This window comes from Halalkalicoccus paucihalophilus, from assembly GCF_001593955.1.
GTDB lineage: Archaea > Halobacteriota > Halobacteria > Halobacteriales > Halalkalicoccaceae > Halalkalicoccus > Halalkalicoccus paucihalophilus.
In genome coordinates, this window is the sequence record NZ_LTAZ01000012.1 from 37587 (window position 1) to 61311 (window position 23725).

The 23725-nt window shown below is 52.9% G+C and carries 22 protein-coding genes and 5 pseudogenes; 17 read left to right on the plus strand and 10 right to left on the minus strand.

Going from position 1 to position 23725, the window contains the following annotated elements:
• Positions 1 to 169: 169 nt before the first annotated feature.
• Positions 170 to 280 (minus strand): annotated as a pseudogene (locus HAPAU_RS22945) (ligand-binding protein SH3); the annotation flags it as partial.
• Between the two features lie 354 nt (positions 281 to 634).
• Entirely contained in the window at positions 635 to 1972 is a 1338-nt protein-coding gene (locus HAPAU_RS14770; RefSeq protein WP_245634145.1) for an MFS transporter, read from the minus strand.
• A gap of 156 nt (positions 1973 to 2128) precedes the next feature.
• Between HAPAU_RS14770 and HAPAU_RS14775 the strand changes: the two genes are divergently transcribed.
• Together HAPAU_RS14775 and HAPAU_RS14780 are read left to right on the plus strand one after the other, a co-directional pair.
• The gene (locus tag HAPAU_RS14775; protein WP_066384324.1) at positions 2129 to 2995 is read left to right on the plus strand and encodes a helix-turn-helix transcriptional regulator; all 867 of its coding nucleotides are present in this window, start codon (positions 2129 to 2131) and stop codon (positions 2993 to 2995) included.
• A gap of 194 nt (positions 2996 to 3189) precedes the next feature.
• Positions 3190 to 4128, plus strand: a complete 939-nt coding sequence (locus HAPAU_RS14780) for a DMT family transporter (RefSeq protein ID WP_169802666.1) — start codon at positions 3190 to 3192, stop codon at positions 4126 to 4128.
• 457 nt (positions 4129 to 4585) lie between these two features.
• On the opposite strand, the gene HAPAU_RS14785 is transcribed toward HAPAU_RS14780, so the two are convergent.
• Positions 4586 to 4867 carry a YgaP family membrane protein gene (locus HAPAU_RS14785; RefSeq protein ID WP_066384327.1) on the minus strand — a complete coding sequence of 94 codons (282 nt, stop codon included), beginning with the start codon at positions 4865 to 4867 and terminating at the stop codon, positions 4586 to 4588.
• Between the two features lie 797 nt (positions 4868 to 5664).
• Between HAPAU_RS14785 and HAPAU_RS14790 the strand changes: the two genes are divergently transcribed.
• Positions 5665 to 6159, plus strand: a complete 495-nt coding sequence (locus tag HAPAU_RS14790) for a cupin domain-containing protein (RefSeq protein ID WP_211263594.1) — start codon at positions 5665 to 5667, stop codon at positions 6157 to 6159.
• Between the two features lie 293 nt (positions 6160 to 6452).
• On the opposite strand, the gene HAPAU_RS22345 is transcribed toward HAPAU_RS14790, so the two are convergent.
• Positions 6453 to 7001 (minus strand): hypothetical protein, encoded by a 549-nt coding sequence (locus tag HAPAU_RS22345; protein ID WP_245634146.1) that lies wholly within the window; start codon positions 6999 to 7001, stop codon positions 6453 to 6455.
• 122 nt (positions 7002 to 7123) lie between these two features.
• Here HAPAU_RS22345 and HAPAU_RS14800 point away from each other — a divergent pair.
• The 7 genes and pseudogenes from HAPAU_RS14800 to HAPAU_RS14810 form a co-directional block, all read left to right on the plus strand.
• A pseudogene (locus HAPAU_RS14800) lies at positions 7124 to 7711 on the plus strand (RNA-guided endonuclease InsQ/TnpB family protein); the annotation flags it as partial.
• 213 nt (positions 7712 to 7924) lie between these two features.
• Complete coding sequence (locus HAPAU_RS19925) at positions 7925 to 8818, plus strand: bile acid:sodium symporter family protein (protein ID WP_084383769.1); 894 nt, start codon at positions 7925 to 7927, stop codon at positions 8816 to 8818.
• A 245-nt stretch (positions 8819 to 9063) separates the two neighbouring features.
• A pseudogene (locus tag HAPAU_RS22950) lies at positions 9064 to 9449 on the plus strand (ArsR/SmtB family transcription factor).
• Positions 9394 to 9723 (plus strand): DUF7521 family protein, encoded by a 330-nt coding sequence (locus HAPAU_RS14805; RefSeq protein WP_211263604.1) that lies wholly within the window; start codon positions 9394 to 9396, stop codon positions 9721 to 9723. The pseudogene HAPAU_RS22950 and the gene HAPAU_RS14805 overlap by 56 nt, the downstream one beginning before the upstream one ends.
• Positions 9701 to 9967 (plus strand): HAD hydrolase-like protein, encoded by a 267-nt coding sequence (locus HAPAU_RS22955; RefSeq protein WP_169802667.1) that lies wholly within the window; start codon positions 9701 to 9703, stop codon positions 9965 to 9967. Before HAPAU_RS14805 ends, HAPAU_RS22955 begins: the two co-directional genes overlap by 23 nt.
• 147 nt (positions 9968 to 10114) lie before the next feature.
• The gene (locus HAPAU_RS22350; protein WP_245634147.1) at positions 10115 to 10372 is read left to right on the plus strand and encodes an RraA family protein; all 258 of its coding nucleotides are present in this window, start codon (positions 10115 to 10117) and stop codon (positions 10370 to 10372) included.
• Entirely contained in the window at positions 10353 to 10751 is a 399-nt protein-coding gene (locus tag HAPAU_RS14810; RefSeq protein ID WP_245634148.1) for an RraA family protein, read from the plus strand. The genes HAPAU_RS22350 and HAPAU_RS14810 overlap by 20 nt, the downstream gene beginning before the upstream one ends.
• 426 nt (positions 10752 to 11177) lie before the next feature.
• On the opposite strand, the gene HAPAU_RS14815 is transcribed toward HAPAU_RS14810, so the two are convergent.
• Entirely contained in the window at positions 11178 to 11837 is a 660-nt protein-coding gene (locus tag HAPAU_RS14815) for a TMEM175 family protein (RefSeq protein ID WP_066384627.1), read from the minus strand.
• 264 nt (positions 11838 to 12101) lie between these two features.
• Here HAPAU_RS14815 and HAPAU_RS14820 point away from each other — a divergent pair, with 264 nt between their 5' ends.
• The 3 genes and pseudogenes from HAPAU_RS14820 to HAPAU_RS23300 all read left to right on the plus strand — a co-directional run bounded on the left by HAPAU_RS14820 (position 12102) and on the right by HAPAU_RS23300 (position 13621).
• A complete protein-coding gene (locus HAPAU_RS14820; protein WP_245634149.1) occupies positions 12102 to 12620 on the plus strand; it encodes a monooxygenase family protein in 519 nt (172 codons plus the stop codon).
• A 312-nt stretch (positions 12621 to 12932) separates the two neighbouring features.
• A pseudogene (locus HAPAU_RS22960) lies at positions 12933 to 13076 on the plus strand (ribonuclease H); the annotation flags it as partial.
• Between the two features lie 45 nt (positions 13077 to 13121).
• Positions 13122 to 13621: pseudogene (locus HAPAU_RS23300) on the plus strand (IclR family transcriptional regulator).
• Positions 13622 to 13808: 187 nt separating this feature from the next.
• Here the strand turns inward: HAPAU_RS23300 and uraH are convergent.
• From uraH to uraD, 3 genes are read right to left on the minus strand one after another with little or no spacing between them, the layout of a single operon-like run.
• A complete protein-coding gene (uraH, locus tag HAPAU_RS14830) occupies positions 13809 to 14159 on the minus strand; it encodes a hydroxyisourate hydrolase (protein WP_066384339.1) in 351 nt (116 codons plus the stop codon).
• Positions 14159 to 15130 (minus strand): factor-independent urate hydroxylase, encoded by a 972-nt coding sequence (gene pucL / locus HAPAU_RS14835; protein WP_066384341.1) that lies wholly within the window; start codon positions 15128 to 15130, stop codon positions 14159 to 14161. The genes uraH and pucL overlap by 1 nt, the downstream gene beginning before the upstream one ends.
• A 57-nt stretch (positions 15131 to 15187) precedes the next feature.
• Positions 15188 to 15727 (minus strand): 2-oxo-4-hydroxy-4-carboxy-5-ureidoimidazoline decarboxylase, encoded by a 540-nt coding sequence (uraD, locus tag HAPAU_RS14840; RefSeq protein ID WP_066384346.1) that lies wholly within the window; start codon positions 15725 to 15727, stop codon positions 15188 to 15190.
• A gap of 260 nt (positions 15728 to 15987) precedes the next feature.
• Between uraD and HAPAU_RS14845 the strand changes: the two genes are divergently transcribed.
• On the plus strand, positions 15988 to 17277 hold the full coding sequence (locus HAPAU_RS14845) for a Zn-dependent hydrolase (protein ID WP_157078494.1): 1290 nt from the start codon (positions 15988 to 15990) through the stop codon (positions 17275 to 17277).
• A 26-nt stretch (positions 17278 to 17303) separates the two neighbouring features.
• Here HAPAU_RS14845 and HAPAU_RS14850 read toward each other — a convergent pair whose 3' ends face one another.
• On the minus strand, positions 17304 to 17723 hold the full coding sequence (locus HAPAU_RS14850; RefSeq protein ID WP_066384348.1) for a DUF3830 family protein: 420 nt from the start codon (positions 17721 to 17723) through the stop codon (positions 17304 to 17306).
• A gap of 190 nt (positions 17724 to 17913) precedes the next feature.
• Positions 17914 to 19296 carry a dihydroorotase gene (locus HAPAU_RS14855; RefSeq protein WP_245634151.1) on the minus strand — a complete coding sequence of 461 codons (1383 nt, stop codon included), beginning with the start codon at positions 19294 to 19296 and terminating at the stop codon, positions 17914 to 17916.
• Positions 19297 to 19445: 149 nt separating this feature from the next.
• Between HAPAU_RS14855 and HAPAU_RS14860 the strand changes: the two genes are divergently transcribed.
• The 3 genes from HAPAU_RS14860 to HAPAU_RS14870 all read left to right on the plus strand — a co-directional run bounded on the left by HAPAU_RS14860 (position 19446) and on the right by HAPAU_RS14870 (position 23712).
• Positions 19446 to 20822, plus strand: a complete 1377-nt coding sequence (locus HAPAU_RS14860) for a cytosine permease (RefSeq protein WP_245634152.1) — start codon at positions 19446 to 19448, stop codon at positions 20820 to 20822.
• 258 nt (positions 20823 to 21080) lie between these two features.
• Positions 21081 to 21899: an IclR family transcriptional regulator gene (locus HAPAU_RS14865; RefSeq protein WP_066384349.1), complete on the plus strand. Its 819-nt coding sequence runs from the start codon at positions 21081 to 21083 to the stop codon at positions 21897 to 21899.
• A gap of 442 nt (positions 21900 to 22341) precedes the next feature.
• Complete coding sequence (locus tag HAPAU_RS14870; protein WP_066384638.1) at positions 22342 to 23712, plus strand: uracil-xanthine permease family protein; 1371 nt, start codon at positions 22342 to 22344, stop codon at positions 23710 to 23712.
• Positions 23713 to 23725 lie beyond the last annotated feature (13 nt).

Consider the following 23725-nt stretch of genomic DNA (forward strand, 5'->3'; position numbering starts at 1 on the left):
ATCAACTGCCAGTTTGTGGGGTGTCAAGGCCCGGCGGGGAAACCGGCGGGTTGACGCCCGGATATAGGGGCGTGGGGCACCTAACTCTATCAATTCTGACGTTTGGCGGGTGATGACGCCGCCGTATCCCCACCCTGAAGGGCGAGGTTTTGGCGGCTGTGGTTCACATAACAACAGTGCCGAGCGTCGGGACTGGTTTTGAGAGTCCGTCTGAATATTCGAGTCCGATTGCCCATCCGATCTCAAACAAACCAGCCAATATCAAGAGGGGCCGCAACATCTCACCGTTCATCTACTCATTCAGTCGAACTACATCTTCTGCTAACTCACCGGTTCGGTGGCTGGTTTTTGTCGAAACAAAATACATTCTCTGTTAAATTAACACTCTGTGTGTAGTATCCCATTCCTATCAAATTCTGATGATTTCATCAGAGTACATATAGATTCCTGGATTCGATAACGGGACATTTGACTTAGCGGAGAAAATCGAAAATGGACTATCTGAGTAAGGATTCCAGTTAGGGAAAGGAGACGAGCATCTTACGGAATCCGAATTGAAGTTCCTGACACCTCTGCGGTCAACTCAAGAAATTCACCGTCGCGAACGCCTTGTACTCTCTCTAGGAGTCCGAGTTCACTTTGCCTGTTGCGTCCGGTTTCGGAGCCATTGTACTAGGTAGCCCGCGAACGAGCATGTAGTCACCGCGTGCCCGGTCTTTGATCCGGTCCTGTCGCGGTACGCCGACGTTCGGCGGGCACCCACGCGAGCGAGGCGAACGGGTCCGGCGGCGATGGTGACGCCGGTCGCAGCGACGGCGACAACACTCGATGCGAGCAAGAGGGGGTCGTACCCGACTCCTGCGGTAATCGCCAGTCCGGCGAACGCGACCGGTCCAGCGGTGCGACCGAGGAACGTCGTGCTGTTGCGCAGACTCATCGCGCCGGCGAGGTACTCCGTGGCGACCCGGTCGCTCACGGCTGCATCGACGACCGGCATCAGGAAGCCGACGCCGGTGCCGACGACCAGGACTGCGGCCATCGTCCCGATCAGGCCGGTCGCGGCCCATGCGGCCGCGAAGCCAACGGCGTAGCAGGCGAACCCGGCCGCAATCAGCCACTCGTTCGAGAGGTATCGTGCCAGCCGGCCGCTCGAGAGTGCGACCAGCATTGAGGCCGTTTCCGCAGCGAAGATTACGACGCCAATCAATACGGGAGCAACTGCCGTTGCGAGGACGAACGGCATCGCCGTGAAGACCACGCCGAACAGCAGGAACTCGGTGAGGAACGCGACGCCGAACAGCGCCACGAGTGCTGGCGTGAGGACCGTTCGAGCGGCGTCGATGAGGTACGTGATTCCACCTTTGTCACCGGAGCGTTCCGGCTCCTCGAGCGCGACCTGCGCGAACGCGGCGATTGGGAGCGCCGCCAGGTACGCAAGAAACGGTGCATTCCACGCGATACCGGCGAGTGCCCCGCCTACGACGGGGAACAGGGCGGCGGTCGCGGAGAGGACTGCGACGTTTGCACCCAGCACCGCGTTGCGCTGCACGCCGTCGAACACGTCGCCAACGATCGTCACGGTAGTGATAAAGATTGCTGCAGCGGCGGTGCCCTGTGCGATGCGGAGCGCAAGCAACGCTTCGAATGTGGGTGCAATCGCCATCGCCCCACCGAGAACACCAAATGCAATCAAGCCCGCTACAAGCACCCGTTTGCGCCCAATCCGGTCGGCGAGAATGCCAATAAACGGTGATAGCGCGATACCCACTACGAAGTACGTACTCACCAAGAGACTCGCCTGAGCGTCGGTGATCCCGAACACATCACGGAATACCGGTAGCGCTGGACTGATCAACGGCACTCCGAGCGGTGCAAGCGCTGTGCTCAGCAACACAATCTGCACGGTCCGAGATCGCCATGGAACGGTCTCAGTCTGTCCTGGTCGCCCGTTTGCCTTGATCGAGTGGCCCATGGTTGTACAGAAGTAGCCAGCTCTCGTGTAGTCATCTACTAATATTGATATCTCCGCCCGATTGTAAGATCACTAGATTCGAGGTGTCTCACCACCTGCGACAGGGATAACTGCACGAGAACCGTAGGCTACTCTAGCCAGTATAGAGTGATAGACATGGGAAACACAGTACTCGACGAGATTCTCGAGACGACACTCGAGTTGGATACCAACCCAATCTCAGCACACGAACTCAGTTCGCGCATAGAAACGGATGACCTCATCGATATCGTCCGTCATCGCGAACTCTTCGAAGTGCTGGTAGCCGGACCACTCGACCGAAACGACCTCGAAGCTCAGCTCGACGTCTCTCGCGCAACGAGCCACCGTTTCACACGGTGGCTCTCAGATCACGACCTCGCAACACGTGTCGATCATCGATTCGAGCTAACCGGAAAGGGACAGGCGTACGCTGATGCGATTATTCACCTCGAGCGTGATCTCCGGGCAGCAACGACACTCGCCCCACTACTCGAGTCGATTTGTGAATCCCACCGTGAATCCGTCGTCGCTCCGTTCGCTGACGGGACAGTAACCACTGCGACGCCCGAAAATCCGTATGCACCGGTCACTCGGTTCGTCCAGTTGCTCCGTGAAAGCGATAGCCTTCGTGGATTCAACACAACGCAGATGCTTCCATCTGAACTCGGAGGGGCTGCTGGACACCTGTTCGATGACATTGACATGGAACTCATCTACTTGCCCGACGTCGTCGAGAACCTCTTCGAGAACCACCCAGAGCAAGTTCAGGATGCCATAGATGCAGGTCATCTGACCCTCCGCAGCCGCGAGGCGCTTCCATATGGGCTCGCCATCTTCGACGATCAGGTCGGCGTCGCCGGCTACGACGAGGAGACCGGGACGATGCGCGTGTTCGTCGACTCCGACTCCGCGATTGCCCGTGGGTGGGCCGAGCGCGTCTTCGAGGCGTACCGAGATCGGTCGGAACCGATCGACGACCACGGCGATCTCGAGACGGACTGAGCGGATCCTCGAACTGTCTCTTGTGGAGCGATGACGGGCGCCTCCTCTTGAGATGCGTCTCATACAGTGAGGCCGGGGTCAGCGACCGCTCCTCGTCTCTCTTCTTGTCGCCTGTCTCTCGCGTGAATTATAGATGGTTCTTCGTCTTCTACTCGTACACGATGTGGAACCAGTGGTCGGAATCGGCGACCGCAGTGGGATCCCGATTCACGAACGTCTGTGTTATCGCGGAACAGTACCGCGGCGGGCTCCTGTTCGCGATCGTGGCGCTCGTTATGGGGGTTGGGTACGTCGCGATCGGCGTGGGCACGGAAACCGTGCCGCCGCCGCTGCTCGCCGCGTTTCGATTCGACGCCTCCGCGTCGATATTACTGACGTACGCGTTCGTCAGGGGACGCTGGCGTCCGCGAACGACCGCCGACGTACTCGCGATCGTCGTCCTCGGCGAGTTCGTGCTCGCCGGCACCGTCGGCTTTCTCTTCGCCGGACAGCAATACATCACGGTGTCGATCGCCGCCGTCGTCATGGGGCTGGGACCGATTGTTACCGTCCCGTTTGCGTACCTGCTTGTCCCCGGAGAACGCCTCTCTCGAGCGGATCTCGTCGGCGTCGCTCTCGGCTTTTGCGGCGTCGCGATCGTCGCCAACCCGTTGCCGGCGGAAGCGACCACTGGCAGCGCGGTCGGAATCGCGTTCATCTGCTGTGCCGTGCTTAGCTCGAGTCTCGGCGGCGTCCTGCTCAGTCGGCTCGAGACCGACCTGTCGATGCTGTCGCTGACCGGATGGGGTGCGTTACTCGGCGGCGTAACGTTACACCTCGTCAGCGTCGGACTCGGTGAGACTGGCGGAGCGATCGCCTGGACGCCCACGTCGATCGCGGCCCTCGTTTATCTAGGAGTCGTCGTCGGAATCGGCGGTTACACGGCCCTACTCAGTCTTCTTGCGGAGGTCGGGCCGACCCGAACAAGCCTCACGTCGTTCGCGAGTCCGGTTGTCGCGATCATTGCGGGCTGGCTAGTGCTCGGAGAGGCCGTTACTGTCCTCACGTTAGTAGGATTTCTCGTGGTCACCGTTGGATTTGTTGTGTTGAATAGAGGTGATTTCGGTTCCGTTCTAGAGTCGATCCGTCGCTGATCGGTTCACCCTTCTTCGAAAATGCCGAAAAGTCGATTGTAGCGTCCTTCTTACGGAGTGTCGCGTCTTTGCCAAAGAAGCCACAGAATAGCAATATCGGGTCAGCGAATGTCTCGATGGTATCCTCACCTCTGTGGCGTATATCGTCGATACTCGACAGCAACGTCGGTACTTAGTCAGGTGAGTTCCCGGTGGTGATGACATTGGTACGAAAGGCACCAACGTCCTTTCGAATGGCCTGTTGAATACAGCGGATAAGTTTATCACGACGATTTCATTTCCTTCACGCTGAAATTGTCTGCACTATACGCTTACTACACATGCAAACCTAACGCAGCCAGTTATATAAGATAGTATAGATGTTGGTAGAGCTGTGCTGAATACAGAGCGCGTATCTCGCAGGTAGTTACGCAATGAAACAACTGATCTCAGCGTGTGCGGAGCCGGAATTAGCCACTCAGGCAGGTCGTTCGATGTTTTCCTGCTCCGTCTCGCTTTCCGCGGTCCTTCGACTCTTGTAGGTGTTCAGCCCGAGCAGGTTGTTCAGTGGACACTTCTGCGTCAGGCCCGTAACCGTCAGGGTCGCTCCTACTATCACGCCCAGGGCCACCAGTATCGGCGAGAGGACGATAACGCCCAGTATCGCCGCTGCTGATCCAATGAGGAGGATGGGACCGACGATCAACCGGAGGAGACGGTCCCAGCCACCGACATTCTTCTCAGGGGGATAGAAACGCATTGTTGTTCACCACGAAACTATAGGTCGCCTGAGGAGATAAAGATAGCAGGAGATTTCCACAATATAGGACATGATACGGAAAATAACTGTCCGATTAGCAATCGAGGCATGTAGGCCAGGGCTGTTTCGACGGCAGGAAGCGCTCCACCCCATCAACGAAAGGGCGACGAACAGGGCGAGATCGCGGCGCTGCTGACACAACGGTTGCAATCTTCTCGTCCTAAGAGGACGGCATTTCTTGAGGAGAACAATGTCTAGGGATTCGTTCGTATCGGACAGAATCCAGAGTCTGCTGGACTGTATATCACCGGTGCTGTTGGGGTCGTCATCTATGTGGCGCGTGTTAAAGAGATCGTGCCGGCGAGTGAAGCGACGTTGTCACGCCCGCTTGCGTCCTATACTGGCGATCAGGCACCGTTCGATCAGAACAAATGTGTCGGTGTGTTTGAACCCGAGTCGGTGTCTGCGCTGTTCGATCCCATTTTGCTGGCACCGCGTGTTCCGTACGGGCTGCAGTAGACGGACCTAGAGTCATTCCGGACAGCCGAAACCACGGGCAATATTCTGTGAGCTAGCCGTTTTTCGTTTCGCGAGTTGACATCGTTGGAACTCCTCGAACGGTGATGGGTCCAGAAGTCGTGCTGAATAGACCACGCGTGTCGGCTAGTGACCTACTCAATAGATGCGCGGATAGTAGTGGGAACGTATGATTCTCTCGATCGGATGGTGGCTCCTCATTCCGACCGAAATAACGCAGCCCACTGCAAGTTTTATCTCGTTGGGGAGCGCCAATCCATGTGATAAGTTCACAAGATACATCTGTTGAGAAGTACGACATCGATCTTGGAAAGCTCGGCGCTAAACTAGAAATTGCCCGAACCGAAAACAAGGCGAATGTCGCTATCGTCGAACATACGCTTCCGCCACACACGCTCGCCGCCCCACTGCACCGACATAGCCGTGAGGACGAAATTTCCTACGTGCTAGAGGGAAAGATGACCGTGCTTGCTGGCGACGAGATCTGGACCGTCCCGGCGAACGAGGCTACCCTCAAGGGCCGGAACACCTGGCATACCTTCTGGAACGCGAATGACGAACCACTTCGTTTCCTCGAGATTATCGCGCCGAGCGAGTTCTCGGAATTCTTTGAAGAGATTTCACATGTTTATCCAGTCGACCCTGCGGACGAAGAGGCGCTCGCCCACTTCGAGGAAATCTGCGAGCGGTACGGCTTCAAGGCCGACCTCGAGAGCATTCCGAAACTCTGCGAGGAACACGACCTCCAAATGTAGGAGGACCAATCGACTCCCACTTTCTCCTTGCTGTAGCTACCCTCTACATTGCTCACTCCCCAATCACCGGTTGATGAATACAGCCTCTATATGCAGCACCCTATTCTTATCATATTATGAAGATTTCAACAGGGCTACTGATTTTACCATCTGCGCCTGTGCGCACGGACTATTCTCTTTTGGCGTGGTCAGCCTTGTGCAACAAAACGTCCTTGGATGCGAAGTGTTGCACAAGGCAAACTCTCTTTGCGGAGCGACTACCCACTGTCGGTTCTAATCAACGGATACGCTTCTCACCAACGGTCGACAGCGTACGTCTCTCGATACTGCTGGTAGGACGCCGTCTCGATAGTCCGGAGATCGAACCCACCTGGATTCCGTTCACGGAGTTCAGTAAAGAGTCGCGGGTAGTCAGAGAGGCACAGTGCTCGGTCCTCATCGAAGAGGGCTGTAACCATGTATCGATCACCGACTACGTAGGTTGTCGGATCGTGAAACGTGAGAACGACTGTGGCGGTCGCAGGCCCGATACCAGGGATCGACGTGAGAGTGTTTAGCTGGAGCTTCGGATCGTCGACGAGGAACGCTGCTTCGCTTATTCGCTGGATGAATGCTGCAGGAACATCGGACATCCACTCGATAGACCGATCTCGTCGTCCGCGTTGGACGTTCAGCTTCCACTGAATTACCTTCTCCAGCTGTCCCTGTGTCATGTAGTGCTGTTCTCCGAGGGCTGTGGTAAGTGTCCCTTCAATCTCTTTGAGGGCTGGGTCGTAATTCGCGTTGTACTGCTCACTCCATTGTTGGTAATCCACTCCGTCTTCACTGGATTTACCGACCACGGCATTATCGAGCTCGATTTGGGGGCACCTCCTTCTTGCCAGTACTCATCCAGGAGTACGATTCGTTCGTCATGCCACGTTCGCGTCGTCAGTGAAAGAGTGATATACTGTTCACCGTGAAGGAAGAACAGCGCCGTGTCGTGGCCGAACGTCACGCCGAGTTGAAGAACAAGCGCCGCGACTTCTTGCACAAGCTCTCGAACGACTACGCCCGTGAATACGACCTCGTGGCGGTCGAAGACCTCGACGCGAAGGGCATGGTCGAACTGCCGGGTAACTCACGGAACCGGGCGGGCGCGGCGTGGGGGACGTTCCTGCGGATGCTTGAATACAAGTGCGAACGCGAAGGAACGCACTTCGTCGCCGTGAATCCGCGCGGAACGACGAAAGAGTGCGCGTCCTGCGGCGTTTCGACGGAGAAGCCGCTGTGGGTGCGTGAACACTCTTGTCCCGTCTGCGGGTTCGTGGCAGATAGAGACGCGAACGCGGCGTGGAACATTCTTTCTCGCGGTATCACAAAGCGGTTAGGAGCGGGACGCTCCGAATCAACGTCACCAGAACGCCAAGCGTTCTGGTTGACAAACGAATCGCTAGGCGATTCGTCAACGCCTGTGGAGACTGCGCTCCCTGTGGATACGGCTGTATCTGCAAAGCGCGTCGTGGAAACAGGAAGCCCTACCCTCAAGCGCGAGCCATCAGGCGAGCGGTAGGGTGGGGTAGTTCACAGGATCTATAGGAAAAATCGGACATAAAGACACAGCAGAGGTATTTTTCTCTTCTCCTTATATCTCCAATTAATTAATATATGATTTATATTATTTAGAAATACTTCATAAGAATGTCGCTCCCAAAAGGATATAGTAGAGCACAGCGCATCGACAAGAGAGAAAGTATAGTGGTGCCAAATTAGTGATACCGAGCAAATGAAACGGCCCGCAATCGACCGATACCAGAATGTACTTTTCATTCTGGGGGCTGTCTGTGTAGGCATTGTTGCTCCTTCTTTCGAATCCTACACAGCGCCGTTGATCACTCCACTCGTGATTTTTTTGGTGTTTACCTCTCTCCAAGGACTACGACCTGGAGAAATTGATCTTTCATCCTATGCCATTCTTGTTGCACTCTCCTTGTGCATCTCCTATGTCCTGTTACCGATGGGTGGGATCCATCTCGTCGAATTCATGCTAGCTGATAGTTCTATCGTTGGGTTCGCGATCGCGCTGTCAGTTCCAACGACAGCTGGAAGCGCAATCGTGTGGACGCGATTAGCTCGCGGCGATGTTCAGCTAGCGACGACTATCTCACTCGTTTCGCTCACAGTTGCTCCTGTCGCAACACCGATCGTGCTTACGCAGCTTCTTGGATCACAGATCGCAGTTCCTATTGGCACTCTTCTTTTCGATTTATTGATTATCGTGGGTGGTGGTGCACTATTCGCACTCTGTGTTCCAGCTACTCTATTTTCTACTCGAACACTTGATCGCGGCTCAACACTCGCCATCTTACTGCTTATCTATACAAGCGTCGCAAGCGTTGACGTGACAGATATCGCGGGCTGGCACCTTCTTAAGATTGGTAGTGTTTCAATACTTCTGGTTGGCCTTGGGCTGTGTCTCTCTCTTCTCTTCGAACGGAGCTTCAATATTTCTCGCCACCAAACGTTCCCCCTCTTTTTTGCGAGTAGTTTAAAAAATATTGGCATCGCATTACTCATTGCACTTGCATTCGACGACTCACTTGTGGTATTGTCTATTATCGTCTACTATATTATCCAGCAACTATCCGGTGCAGCAGTTGCAGATGCAACTGTTTCATGAAGGGTATCTTTTCGAACGAGGGGCTCTTAACTATCCGGCGGGCTTTCTCGATACTTGGCTCTAAGGTGACGCGATCATCATCGACCGAAACGGTAGTAGCAAGGCTGCATTCGTCGATTTCCGTCGCTGGATCGTCAGTGATCAGTCGAATGAAGATACATACGCCGATTTATGCTAGTTGAATCGAGACGAAGTACCCACAAAACACCCATGGCGTTTTTCTCAACCGGAAAATCGCCGCCTATTTGCTTGCTTACAGAGAAGGGCCATTTGTGCCGTCGGAGGGATCTGCGAACTCAGAAGAGATATTCCAAGTCTTAGCGGACGAGTACGCACGGCAAATACTTCTCACAGCAGACCAGGGTCCGATAACGGCAAAGTCCCTTAGTGAAGCCTGTGATGCCTCTCTCACGACGATCTATCGGCGCGTATCGGTACTACAAGACTAGACCTCATTGAGGAGCAAACGTCAATCGGCCCGAATGGCGCACATAGAAGCACATTCGAAACGAAACTAGAAGGCCTCCACGTTAATCTCGTAGACGGCGAATTGATAGTGAATATCGAAACACGGGATGAGCTTGCAGACAGCTTTACTGCCCTCTGGGACGATTTACGGGGCGATCCATGATCGGGGATCAGCCGTCCTCGCCAAACTAGTTCCATTCGCATTGAGCCTCATAATCGCGTATCTCGCGTATCATGGCTATCGACGAAGCGGCCGTGAGCCGATGCGCTATGTCTCTGTTGGATTCGTCTTCATTGGGTTCGGTGCGATCTGCGAAGGGCTCATCTATACCGCGTTTAATACCTCGCTGATGTCTGCAAGCCTGATCCAGGCAGCGATCGTCTCGAATGAACTCGCTACGAATACCGGTTTCGATGAGATCTCACCGAAATTGTAGGTGTCGAGGTGTCGAGGTATTCAAACTACATTCGAAGGCCTACGAGAACATTGAGAACTACACTGACTGCTCGCTTGAAGACTGTACAATGGTTGCGACCCATACCTTTGATGTCGCTGGTGCACAGGCAGCGGGAATGAAGACGATTTTAGTGAATCGGTTTAACGTTCCAGCAACCCGACTGAGCCATACGCCTGATATGGTGGTTGATTCATATGCAAAGTTGGCTACCAAACTCTCATAGATTATCTACGGCTCAGCCCGTTTCTGTATCGAAATCGAACAGAGAAACGTCACTATCGATATTCTAGCCATGGTGACCTCAGTCTGATTCAGGACTCTACAGAGCCTTGCACTGGTGTTTTTATGCAATGCACTCAACCGGGAGGGTATGTCAACGGATAGCGATCGAATCAATCCCACGATTCTTAATCGGTTAAACCAGTGCTCTCCGTCCGCAGTCGCGGACACGAAACACGAGAGCGTAGACACGCTTACCGCTATGATCAAGCCGATCCATTCCGATTGTACCTTCGCTGGGACTGTCAGGACAGTCGTGCTTGACCCCTCGGCACTCTGGGCTCCCGTCCAGACTCTCGATACAGCGCTTGAAGACGAGGTCATCGTGGTTGATACCAACGAACAGTGAGGAGGCTGTCTGGGGGGAATTGCTCTCGACATACGCGAGATCGACAGGTGTGAGAGGAGTGGTCATAAACGGAGCCGTCCGGGATGTCGCCGGGGTTCGAAACCTCGGCTTTCCCGTCTTCGCCCGGACAGTCACACCTCGTGGACCGAGCGGACGCAAAGAAGTCGAGCGGAACGTTCCGGTTACGATTGGTGGTGTATCGATCGATCCAGGAGACGTACTTGTTGGAGACGAATCTGGGGTAGTTGCAATCGACCGTGACGCTGTCGAAGATGTCACTTCGGCCGCCGAGACAATCGCTCAAACGGAACGAGAGGTAGGCCAGTTGATCGATGAAGGACGAGCGCTCGAAGAGGCGTTCGAGGACGCGGGGATGTAGTCTCCCTCTCCCTTATTGTCCCCCTGTTGAGGATTCCGCCTCTTGTTGATTGGAGAACGTGATTTTTGAGATTCTGACTGAGCGGCTCCTGGCGGTCATAAACTGGATGCTTCCAGAGATGTGGCGCTCGGTGACTGGGTCGTTAAAAAGAACTCAACGGCCAGCTCTTTTTGGTACAGAAAAGAGGATGGGTTAGATCGATCCTCTGCCCACATTCTATTACATTTGGGTAAGAGGGTGTCTCTTGAAATAGCCAATTGGTGATAATTTGGCACAGGCGTGCTGAGTACAGAGCGCGTATCGGTCAACGAACCGGTGCTGGTTCTGCCCGTATAGCGGGGCTATCGAACGAATTCGAAGTACGCTTGGAAAGTAATTCGATCATCCAGCGTCATGGTTCGCCGATTTGATGGGGGATTTCGAGCACTATCCCGTCAACCGCTTTCGAATTGGATCGGCAATGAGGAGGAGTAACCACGAGTACATTGCCCACTCCGCGCTCGCGAGTGCTATCAGAATCGATCCGGCGAAGATGCTGGCGGGAGTGAGAATACCGTACGTCACGTCGCGCAATTTCTCGCGATTAACCGTCGCGTCAAGCAGGTCGTAGGCCCACGCGTATCGCCAGAGGACGGTGAGGGCGATGCTCGTCAACGTGATGGTTCCGGCGTAGACGATGACGGGAACGCTACCGGGGAATTCGCCGATCAATGAGGTGGAGAAGGGAATGAACGCGATGAACATGAGATAGATGATATTCAACCAGAGGAGCGTCCCGTCATAGCTCTCAACGTCGTCGAAGATGCCTCGATGGCCGATCCAGTAATTGCCGATAACGAGAAAGCTAATGACGTAACTCAGGATGTCAGGCCATATCTCCAGAAGTTGACTAATCCCGACCGCCACCGACCCCGTCGATTCAGGCAGTTCAATGTTCAGTATCAACAAGGTGATGGCGATGGCGAAGACGCCATCGCTGAACCCCAGGAGTCGGTTCATTCCCTCGTTTCGTTTCTCCAGTTCCTCTTCCAAGTCTCCCATGCCCTCATTAACTATTCCCGGTCTATTGTGCTTGTCTGGAATCACGGCTGGGTTGCTGCATTCATGCTCTGTATTTTGCACCCCTCTACTGGCAGCTATCCGGTAGTTGGCCAAGGCACTGTGAGACCGGGTACGAGTCGGTTAGTAACTACTCCACGTTCTGAATGTGAACCGCTCTTTCGATACAATCTTCCTCTTGATTAAGGAGGCAAGAGGAAAGCGCGGTCTTGATCACAGACGGTACGACCGGATTCTCATCGTTAGATCATCTGTCTGGTTTATCATCTGCGGTAGCGTAGATACCGCCTAATGGCATCGATATTCCGAGAACGGATGGCTGCGGAGATGGACGACGGGTTCGTGATCTACATCAACGGAATGCGGCTCAACAGGCTCCGGGCGCTCCCGCACTGGCTGCTGGCGAACTGGAAGGTTGCGAAGATGTTCAGAGAACTAGAGGCGGACCCGGACAGCGGATTTCTCGGCTATACACCGATTTTCCTCGGGCTTCGGAAGGGGGCTGCGATGCAGTACTGGCGGTCGCTTGAGGACCTCCAGCGGTTCGCGACCGATCCGGACGGTTCTCACGTCCCGGCGTGGAGGTGGTACAATGAGAAGGTCGACCCGGACGGAGGGCTCGGATTCTGGGCGGAACTCTACGTCATCGACGCCGACTCGTTCGAGACGTTCTTCCGGAACGTCCCGTCCATCGGAGTTGGGAAGTTCGCGACGATGGTCCCAATGCGCGAACACGAGCGACGACTCGGGCTCTCTCCTGACAGGAGTATGCAGAAAGCAACTTCTGCCGAAGAACCTGTCGAGAGCTAGGTCTGATGCTGTCCCGACTCTGCAGTCAATTTGAATCTATCTGGTACACCTGTTCGACGATTTGTTGACATCCGTAGAATCTGATAGAATTTGCGTACGGACTACATCCTCTCTATCCAGCAGGCCGTTTGTATCAGCCGCTGTGGATCCCATGGTGTCGACTGATTCAAAGCAGCCCACCACTGGAACCACCTAAAGAGATTATCCTGCTTGACCACCGAGGACCTCTATGCAGTGGTGCGACAAGCCAATGAGATTATCCGAGAGCGAGGGTGTGAGAGTCCGGAACCGAAGCCCAAGGAAGGGAGTGGCGTGACCGACGACTCCCTCCCGGCCGAACACCTCTCGCCGCTCGCCACGCTCGTCGATGAGGTACTCGCGGGCGTCGGCTACGAAGTGGCGGCCGCCACCGACGCCATCGATGACGTTGTCCCCGGCTACGGCGGTCTCTTCGAACTAGGTCAGCAAGCTTTAGCCCGGTACAATATCGTAACTGTCGCTATCAAAGAACTCGAGAAGCTAGCCGAAAGGACCCAGGAAATGACGAGTCTTCTCATCGGAGAACACGGATACGGTATCTTCGTCTGTAGCCTTAATGGAGACACTGGAGGACGGACGTTCTCGCGAATCGGACAACGCGTACCTCTCCATGCAACAGGTTCTGGAAAGCAATTCTCGCACATCTCCCGCCGGAGCAGATTCATACTATTGTTGATCGACATGGTTTAGATGCATATACTCCGAACACCATTACGACACAAGGTGCACTAATTGATGAACTAGAGGTGATTCATTCACAGGGCTACGCCATTGACGATGAAGAGCGACGAATCGGATTCTTCTGTATCGGTGTTCCAATTCTAACTGAAACAAATGTACTCGGTGCTATCAGTATTTCCGGACCCAAATCCCGAATGTTAGACGGTAAATCCGTCGAAGAATTAGCGTCTCAAACCACTGCAACAGCTACCAATATCGAGTTCAATATTACCGGTATCTAACTCGATAGCAGACCTCTATTCGCACCTACTGAGAATTGATCCTTTTGTCAATACCGGCACTACACCGGATTTTTGAATGTTGGTACCGTTTTGAACACAACCCCATACTTCAGAGTAGTATCATTGTATCTACTATTTAAGGCAATTAACCGCATTCTACACACGTAAAAATAAGTGTACGTGGAGATTAGCTTCCGCGGTAAGTTGTGTATCCTCCAGGCGACAAGAGAAGCGGTACGTGATAGTGTTCTTTTACGTCATCGATGATAAATCGGACAGGAACCGTCTCTAGAAACGACGATTCAGATTCCTCTCGTCGATAGTAAGCACCAACGTCGAACAGCAGTTGGTATGTACCGGTTTCCATCTGATCCGCAGTCAACAACGGTTCATCGAGCCTCCCATCGTCATTGGTTGTTCCTTGAGTAATTGTCTCCATAGCGTCCGAATCGTTCATTCGTTGGAGCGTCACCTTGACACCAGACGCAGGACCTTCACGGCTAGTATCGAGAACGTGTGTAGTCAATCCAGCGCTCATTATTCCTCCAGATCGCTGCGATCCATCGAAAATTGTTGATAACCAGTTGGTCGAGGTGGCTCTCTGAGGACTTTTGCATCCCCTTCTAAGTCCTCACGGACCTCAATCCACGTTCGGTTGTTCGCCTCGAAACTGACAGATTCAAGCTGTGAATATCGTTCGAGCACGCGAAGACCGATTTGGTAGATCAGATCTTGGATCGAGTTCGAGTCGACCTCGTGAAAGACGACCTGAGCGATATCACGAACTTGTTCAGCTGGGACATACCGTTGTGGCTCTTCTCCTAGTGCGTCCTCAGGGTCAGAATAGGTCCAGAAGATATCTAAGGAGATATAGAGTGCACGGTCCTCGCGTTCTGGAAGCGTCGTATACTCGTCTTGAACGTAGCCAGTGAACGAGTTTCCTTTCACCTTAACGAGTTCGATTCCCGTGATACCGCTTGTTTGCTCTTTGATCCGTGAGTCATCCTCTTTTCGCTCAAGGAACACCTCCCCAAATGCCGATTCATCATCGGAGACACGGAATACAAGGTCACTTGGTTCGAACCCGTCGTCTCCCGGAACCATTCGCTGATCAAACGGGTACTCCTTAGCCGACATCTTCACTGCTTCAACATGCGGGTACGTTTTGAGGAATTCCGTTCCAACGAAATGAAGAAATCCCTCTGCTGTCGCGCCTTCGTACTCCCCTGCCTGATGGAGAACGAAGTTCTTCATCGAATCCGTCGCTACCACTTTGCTGTTATCCGCCTCACTGAACGACGGTAAAAACTCCTCTCCTTCGAACTGCACACGCACTTCTAGTCCAAAGAGGATGTTATCACGGCCGTCGAAAGACGATTCGGGAATAGTTCGAACGCCTTCTAACGGGTTCGCGTAGGTTCGGTAGACTGCAACCTTTTCCTTCCCGTAATTCATTGTTCGCTGATCGGTACTCTCAAGTTCGGTGTCGGTTTCGTTGCTGTAACTCATGCGTAGTACGGTAGTTTGTCGTATCTCAGTGTCTCGATGGTCGTCGTACTTGGTGATTTAGTTATTATTAGATGCTTGCCCCGGTAGCTCATCACGTGATGTAGTTAACTCCGCTAGTCGAAGCTCTGCGATGACATTGACCTCGTCTAAAGCGGTTTGGAACTCCTTTGATTGGGAGTGTTCGATCCGATTCTTCATGGATTGCTGGATCGTATCAATGGATTCGTCTTTCACGGCCATAATAAACGGAAATCCGAATTTATCTCGATAGGTTTCATTCAGTTGCTGGAACGTTTCATACTGAGCAGGACTTAGTTGATCAAGCCCGGCGGACGCCTGCTCTTCTTGTGACTCGTCAGTCATTTCAGTGCGCTCACCGAGATCAGGATGTGCCCGCAACAGCGCTAGCTGTTTTTCCCGTGACGCATCATGAACCGTTTCAGCCATAGCCTGCTGTAAGTCGTCGATAGAGGAAAACGGGCGTTTTGACCAGGTCCGCTCAGCTACCCATGGCGATTCCTCGTACACGCCACCGAGGGTATCCACGAACCGTTCTTCATCAGCCTGATTTAGATTATCAACCATGAGTCTTGCCATCGCGTCTCAAATGGGGGCGACTCAACACTTAAATCTTTTCTTTAAACAATATCTGGTGATAACTACGGGCAATAACACTACAGTCTCCAAGGATTTCGGAAAGTCGGAAGCGCCATACTCTGTGAGACTGTATTTCCACTACAAGCAGTCAGTACTGACCTTCTCATGGAGCAGAGAGATGAACGAATTCCTATATCGAAGGAAGTGTATTTCCGATACCTTCAAAAGAAGCCGTGTTTTACCATATCATGGACAGACGAATGGATCAGCATCTCCACCAGTATATCGATAGGGATAGACTTCGCGCGGATATCATGCAAACCGCCGAGTTCGGGATGATACCTGTCGAAAAGGGAAATTGTCGAACGGTTCTGGCTGGAACGGAAGCTAACAGGCAAGCCCGAGAATACTTGGTTAAGAAACTCAACGAGCGAGGATTGAATGTATCCATTGACGCCGTTGGCAATATCACTGGTCGATGGGTGCCGGACAATGCTGATCCAGCCGCTCGCCCGGTTGCAACTGGCAGTCATCTCGATTCAGTTATTGCTGGCGGTATTTTCGATGGCGTATTGGGTGTATATGCCGGCCTCGAATCGATCCGTGCCATGCAAGACGCTGCATGTTCCCCTGACCACCCTATCGAAGTTGTTGCGTTTACAGAAGAAGAGGGTGGACGATTTTCCGACGGCGTACTTGGCTCTTCAGTCGCAATCGGTGCGTCTAGCGTAACGGATGCGCTCGCAATTACTGACGATTCCGGTGTAACACTCGCTGAAGCGCTTGAGGAGATCGACTTCAAAGGGGAAGGACGCTTGGATGCAACCACATGGGATTCATGGCTTGAACTCCATGTCGAACAGGGTACTCGCTTGGAAGATACCGCTGCTGCCGGTATCGTGACGGATATCACCGGAACTATCCGCTGTCATATCGATATTCTCGGTGAAGCTGATCATGCCGGAACCACTTCGATGGAAGCACGGACCGATGCGTTAGTTGCAGCGAGCGAACTGGCGCTCGAAATCGAAGCAACAACAAACGAAATTGTCGAGGCACACAGCGAAACTGCCGTCGGAACCGTCGGTCAGTTCGACATTGAACCGGGTTCAATCAATGTTATTCCCGGGAAGGTCCATCTCGGTATCGATATTCGCGATGTCGAATACGAGTCCATGGAGCGAATTGTCTCAAGTATCCACCGCTGCCTAGATCGGTTAGAAAGCGAGCGTGGCGTAGAGACTGCGTTTACTCGTCCGTATGATATTGAACCCATCTCAATGAGTGAGCGCTGTATGACCGCCCTTCACAACACAGCCACGCAGACAGGAATCAGTACCATAGATTTGCATTCTGGTGCCGGACACGATACAATGTACATCGCGAAAGCAACCGATGCAGGGCTTATCTTTGCCCCCTCCAAAGGCGGATATTCACACAGTGCAGCAGAATGGACCGATTGGAGCGACTGTGCGACTACGACACGGCTGCTTGCAGGCGCGCTCTATGATCTGGCGACCGAACAAGCTCCAGACGATGCGAGGTCGTGAATGCTGGAGGAGAGTTCCTCGCTATCCTACTCTTTCAGACGAATCGTCACGTCTTTCATTCCGGTACGGAGTGTTTCCTGTTCCATCTCGCGGAGTTCCTCACGTGGTGCGTCCAGTGTCGCAACGTGGTTGCCGGCGAGTTCGCCTGCCGGACTCTTGAAACAGGTCGATCCGCACGGAACAAGAATTTCCTGCTCATTCCGGTACCCAGGGTACAGTAGAATATCCCCACAAGAGGGATACACCGTGTGGTTTTCTCGAGGGAGTTCCGGAAGTTCGATCTCGTCGATATTGATCCACGTCGCGTGACCACTCCAACGGACATGCATCAATTCCGATTGCAGGGGAAGGAACTCCTGCATCGCAGCAACTGATTCGGGAGCCTTGTCTTCGTGCAGTTCTGCAGTAAACGTCCGTTCTTCAATCTCAAGTTCTAGTGAGTTCATGAGTGATTGTGGGTAACCGTCTCCCAATCTCGAGCCCTTGTAATTATCTTTTTCGGCTATGCAACCGCGCCATTCGAGAAATGAGAGAGTCAAAGAGCACTCTGGACGCATCTTCGACTGAGTATTGACAGATAGGATGATAGAATGGTACGTCCTATGTCTCGAATCCCTGTTTACGGATCGCTATTGGTCAGTCCTCGTTCCAGACAGGGCGTTCACGGCGAACAAACTTTCCATAACCGGGTTTGCCAACGATTTCTCCTTCGCTCGCAACAAGCTCGCCCCTGAGATACGTCCGCGTTACCTTCCCAGTGACTTCACGTCCATCGTAGATCGTGTAATCGGCAACTGACGCATTGTGCCGAGCCGAGATCGTGTACGTCTCGTTCGGATCAAACAGAACAATGTCTGCGTCGGTTCCCGGTTCAAGCGTCCCTTTGTTTGGAAGGCCGAAGGTTTGGGCCGGCTTCGCGCACATCACCTGGACGAGAAACGGGTACGATAACCCACGCTTGTTCACGGCTTCGTCGTGAAACACCGGTAGACTCGTCTGTAAGCCATTTGCGCCGAAGGGATCCTCCCACCATTTACTGTTTTCTTTCCGTTCACGAGTTTGCGCCACATGGTCGGTCGAAACGACACTTAGCGTCCCGTTCTGGAGGTATTCAAACATCGCGTCGTTATCATCATCGGTGCGAATCGGTGGCGCGATCTTTGGAAGGGAACCTAATTCTCGATAGATGTCTTTCGTAAGGGTCGTATAGTGCGTGCAGGTTTCCCCGCGGATGAGGCTACCATCGTCCTGATATCGTGCGAGCGCTTCTGCTGCCTTCTGGCAAGAGGTATGAATCCCGTAGTATTTGGTTCCGGTTTCCTGTGCAAGTCTGGCAATGTCGTCCGCTGCCATCGCCTCTGCATAATCCGGGCGAGCAGCAGGGAGCCAGGTCGGATCGTCCCGGTCTGCAGCCTGAAATTCGGATGTCAGTGATTCACAGACACTATCGTCCTCCGTGTGGGCGACACCAACTGCATTCAGATCCCGAAGTCGTTCGAAGACTTCGCGAATGAACCCGTTCGAAAGCCCGAATTCATAGGTAGTGTACATTTTGAATGAGGTGATCCCTGAATCGACGAGGTCAGCTAACTCGTCGAAGAGATCTGGGTCCTCACGGAGGATCCCGCCGTGTAATCCGAAGTCAATGACCGCCTGGTCACTATTTTTCTTTTTGCGTTCGACCCCATCGCGTAATGGTTTCTCTTCGTCCCAAGGACTATCTTCGCTAACGTACGACTGCCACGCGAAGTCGATGAGTGTCGTTACCCCACCCAATGCGGCGGCGCTAGTGGCTGTCTCATACGTGTCAAGCGAGACATGGTCGTCGATATGAACGTGTGGATCAACCACCCCAGGCATCACTATGAGACCGGAGGCATCGATTGTTTCCTCAGCGTCTGGCATTGCCTGTTCGGTGCCAACAGAGACAATCGTGCCGTCGTCGACCGCTAGGTCGCCTTCAAACGTGCTGTCTGGGGTGACGAGCATCCCGCCGTGGATTACGGTATCGATGGTCACAACGGGCCTTTCTCTATCTGGATATATAACTGGTGTTGGTGGTTATCAGCCGGGCACCGAGAGCGTTTTTCTACTGCTTATATTCCTTATACATATTTAATTGGTGTTACTTTAGCATCAAAAAGAATATTACACGATTCTTCTATGGTATGAGTGGCGGTGACGAGGGAGAGAATGCCATGACAGAGTCACAAACGGAAAGTTTAGAGCCAATCGCGGACGAGCATCGATCAATGAGTCTGTCGCATTATATCCCTGTCTGGTGGGCTTCGTTTATCATCGTTCAGGGGTTTGCGACGGCGTTTTTCGCTGTCTATCCTCAGGGACCGCTGAACTTGTTACAGGCAGCAGTCGCTATGACTATCGGCGCAACCGTTTCGGCTATACTGTTCACGCTCAACGGTGTCTGGGGATACGAGATGGGGATACCCTTCGTTGCACAGACGCGAGCGGCGTTCGGAATCCGAGGGTCGGTCATGCCAAACCTCGTTCGTGTCATTCCCGCGGTTGGGTGGCTTGGAATCGGCAACTGGATCGGAGCACTGGCAATTAACAGTATCACTACAACTCTCTGGGGATTTGGCCACGTCCCTCTGTATTTTATCCTCTTTTTACTGTTAAACATCGCGCTCGCATGGGGTGGTATCACATCGATTAAATGGTTCGACTCGCTGGCCGCCGGCGTAATTATCGTATTACTCACGTACACGGTTTACGTCGTGCTGTCGACGCAAGGAATCGCCTCTGCCTCACTTGAGTACGATGGAACCTGGGGGCTCCCCTTCCTGACCGTAATCGCAGCGCACGTCGGGACTGCGATAACCGGGGCACTCAACGCAGCTGACATTAGTCGGCATCTCAAGAAGCGCCGTGGCTCGTGGAACCACATACTAGGTCATCTACTCGGGATCGCTCCCGCGATGTTATACATGGCGCTCGTAGGCCTAGTTTTCGGCATCTCAACGGACACAGCGAACCCCGTTTATGCAATCATGAAGGTCGCACCAAGCCCAGCGATTGGGATCGCGATGCTAGTGTTCGTTCTAGCTGCACAGATCTCCTCAAACCTCACACTCAATATCGTCCCGCCGATCCACGTTTTTCAGGACTCACTCGGTATCTCTTGGCAGAACGGACTGCTCGTTACTGGAATCCTCTCGGTTGCGACGTTTCCCTGGGTCTTATTTTCCGCTGAGGGTGGTATATATTTCCTCTTTATCAACTCATATGCTGTCCCTCTCGGTCCGATCCTTGGGATTTTGCTGGCTGACTACTGGATTTTCAGGGCAGAGGACACCTCCATCCCGTCACTGTACGACAAACACGCAGGCTCAAAGTACTGGTTCATCAGGGGATTTTCTGTGACCGCAGTAGCTAGTACAGTGATCGGGTCCGTCGCGAGCCTCCTGTTGTTGGACTTGTCGTGGATGATTGGCCTCCCCGTTGGCTTTGTGTCGTACGTCGTGCTGCGGAAGGGTAATCTCGACGAGCGGTCGCTCGAATATCTGTCTTCGACACGAGCATAAATTGCCGGACGGGCAACGTATTCTTCCACCACGTTATCCTCACGGTCGGTTATCTTCTTTAGTGAGAGAATCGTGGCGTTCAAATTGGGCATGAATCGCGTTCGCTTCGCCGTGTTTGTTTCCAAACCAGCGCAACGCGGTGCGGGCGTGAGAACCCGCCGTTTGCGGCGCGGAGGATGTCACAGTGTCGTCTGCTATCGGCTTCTTGTCCCGGACGGCGGCGAAATACTGAAGCAGTTTCGCTTTCGATTCGGTATCATGCCACCAAGCGATACAACGTCTGAACCACGGACGTTAACGACCGTGCTCAACGCAATCGACATCTTGCGTGCCCTGATGCACTTAGATAGTGCAGGAGTTACGGAACTCGCCAATCACCTCGGTGAGTCCAAGAGCACTACGTACACCTATCTTAAATCCCTTGAGAAAGGTGGTCTGGTTACGCAGATCGATAATGACTATCGACTATCGTACGATATGCTAATTTTCGGTGAGTACGTTCGAAATCAAAGTTCCCTATATACGATAGGGAGGGATGAGATAGACAGTATAGCTACAGAAACGGGACAGTACGCACATTTAGTTGTTGAGAAAAACGGGCGTGGACACAATTTGTATAAATCAAAAGGGGAGCAGGCAGTCGGAGATGACTATCAAATGGCCAAATTTCAACAGCGAGATTATCTCCATATTACCGCTTCAGGGAAGGCAATCCTTGCGTATTTACCTCGAGAACGAGTTGAGGAAATCGTTGATCAGCATGGTCTACCAGCTCGCACTGAGCGGACAATAACCAGCAAAGAACGATTGTTTGAGGAGCTGGCAGACATTCGTGAACAAGGTTATTCGCAGAACGATGAAGAAGAAATCGAGGGGTTCCAGGCGATAGGTGCTCCAATTAGGTCCCGTGAGGGGGCCGTACTGGGCTCGATAAGCGTTTCTGGTCCGAAAAGCATGTTTGGTAGTGAATCTGAATATCAGAAAATTGTTGATCTTGTGGTAAAAACGGCGAACGTCGTTGAAGTGAATGTCAATATGTCCAAACGAAGTTCTGAAATAATCCAAGATACGAACTGACGGGTATTACTAAATCATCCTATACTCATTAGGATGATTTTCGACGTGTGGTCAGCTACTAGACTAGGAAAGTGGAACACAGCTGTCTTACTGTTAGATACTTGAACTACCAGCAGCGTTAGTTCGTCTCGTAATTTTTCTCTTTGACCAGTAGCCAGCAGTTGTTTGTACATGATGAACAGGGCACTATAAACAGACCATTGACTATTCATATAGACAACAATTACAAACGTATGAGTGTAACTAATGACTCTAATTGAGCCTTGTGAACGAGACACGCATATGTAAAAATCCAACTACAAATAAACAAGTTTGTATATAGTGAATATAGATTCCTGTGTATCAGAGCGTGCATCAATATTGCAGTGAGTTCCACAGAAACATTCACGATAGTTAACCAATGCAAAGGTTTAACATGGATCATGGATATCTCTTGGTTGAAATGTCCAGAGAAAGCAGCGAGGGGATTGATTTAGCATACGGTCTCGACGAAAAACCACCGTTACCAAAATCGATTCTCCTTGCACTACAACATGTGTCCGTCATGATCGTCCCCTCAACCGCAGTTGCATTCATCGTCGCAGGAGCTGTAGGATTAGATACTGCTAGCACTACATATCTAGTGCAGATGGTAATCCTATTTGCTGGTATAGCGACTGTCATTCAAGCATACACTGCTGGACCGGTTGGAGCGAAACTACCGATTGTCATGGGAACGAGTTTCGCTTTCGTTGGAGCAATGACAACGATTGGCGTTAATTCTGGTCTTGATGTCGTATTCGGCTCAATTGTTGTTGCAGCAGTTGTGGTTCCATTCCTACTCGGATGGCAGTTCAAGCGACTCCAGTCATTCTTCCCACCCCTTGTTACTGGTCTTATCGTTATTATTATCGGGCTATATCTTATTCCCGTTGGAATGGAATACTCTGCTGGTGGTGTTGATTCGGCCGATTTCGGATCAGTACAGAACCTCGCGCTTGCTACGATAGTTCTGGGGATTACTGTCCTATTCAATCTACTTCTTAAGGGGGTCTGGCGTATGATGAGCATTCTTATCGGTATCAGTGTTGGCTACGTTCTCGCAATCGGATTTGGTATTGTTGAGTTCGGACCAGTCTACGACGCAGCGTGGTTTGCAGTACCCACCCCTGGAGAATTCGGATTTAGCTTCGAGCCAGTTCCACTCCTTACATTTGCTTTCCTATTTCTCGTCTCAGGAATGGAAACAATTGGTGATATGTCCGGTATTACTGCTGCAGAGGGACGAAATCCGACGGGCGAGGAGTTCCGCGGCGGGATCTTCGCCGACGGGTTCATCAGCGCTCTCGGCGCCGTCTTCGGATCGTTTCCCCAGACATCCTTTTCTCAGAACGTCGGCATCATCAACTTCACCGGTGTCATGAGCCGACACATCGTCGGGATTGGCGGCGTTATCCTCGTCGTACTCGGGCTCGTTCCGAAAATCGGGGCGATCGTGACAACGATCCCCTCCGCCGTGTTCGGTGGTGCGGTACTCATCATGGTGGGGATGGTGGCCGCCAGCGGGATGCGGCTGCTCTTCTTGAACATTGAGATGAACCGGCGGAACATGGTCATCATCGCCACCGCGCTCGGACTCGGGCTCGGGGTCGAAACAGTCCCCGAAGCGCTCGCCGGGCTTCCGCTCGGCGCACAGACCTTCTTCGGGGAGCCGGTCATCGTCACCGGGCTCAGCGCACTCGCACTGAACACGTTCGTTCCGGGCCGCTCTAGTCCCCTGTTCGACGCACCCGACCGCATCCCGCCGCTTTCCGAACCCGTCGACGACGACTGACATTGACCTGAGC